This window comes from Mycobacterium sp. KBS0706 (assembly GCF_005938675.2).
Lineage (GTDB): Bacteria > Pseudomonadota > Alphaproteobacteria > DSM-16000 > Inquilinaceae > Inquilinus.
On sequence record NZ_VCCH02000312.1, the window covers coordinates 1 to 801 of the forward strand.

General features: G+C 67.0%; 1 protein-coding gene. It reads right to left on the minus strand.

The features are described 5' to 3' along the window. The coding region (locus FFK22_RS42010) for a glycogen/starch/alpha-glucan phosphorylase (RefSeq protein WP_143957024.1) at positions 1–583 on the minus strand (583 nt) is incomplete at its 3' end. Positions 584–801 lie beyond the last annotated feature (218 nt).

Consider the following 801-nt stretch of genomic DNA (forward strand, 5'->3'; position numbering starts at 1 on the left):
GCAGCCAGTTGTCCGGCTGCTCCTGCTGCCAGCCATTGCGGATGGCCTGCCTGAAGATTCCGTACTCGTACCGGAGCCCATAGCCCATCGCAGGCAGCTGCAGCGTGGCCATCGACTCGATGAAGCAGGCCGCCAGCCGGCCCAGCCCCCCGTTTCCCAGCCCGGCGTCGGGTTCCTGCTCGAGTGCGGCCAGCCAGTCGATGCCCTTCTCCTCGACGAGCCGACGCGCGATCGAATCGAGCAGGAGGTTCGCGATGTTGTTGGACAGGGAGCGCCCGATCAGGAACTCCATCGAAAGATAGTAGACGCGCTTGGGGTTCTCGCAATCATAGGTCTGCTCCGTCCGCAGCCACCGCTGCGAGAGGACGTCCCGCACGGACCGGGCGATCGCCTCATAGCGCTCTCGCGGTCCCACCGCCGCGGGATCGACGAGGCTGTCGAACAGGAGATGCCGTTCGTAGAGGGCATCCCCCGTACCGGTAAACCGGATCGGACCGCATCCATATTGTTCGAGAATCTTGTCTTGATCGGTCGCCGGCGCGCCTGGCGTTGCCGGCTTCGCCGTCTTCCTGTCGCTGCCCATGGCCTCTCTCCTTCCCGTGGCGGGTGCCGTCCCGGCCCGGATTCCCGGCTCTCGTCCCATCGGGTGCGATCGGCTAGGTCCCCAGAGGTCCGTTCCAGATCCGCACGGCGGGTACGCCGCGATAGTCGTCGAGCACGCTGAGTGTCCCCGTGCCGAGGAGAAAGTGCTGCCCGGCCTGCGGAGGCAGGCCGAGCCAGCGCGCCGCCAGCACCCGCAGC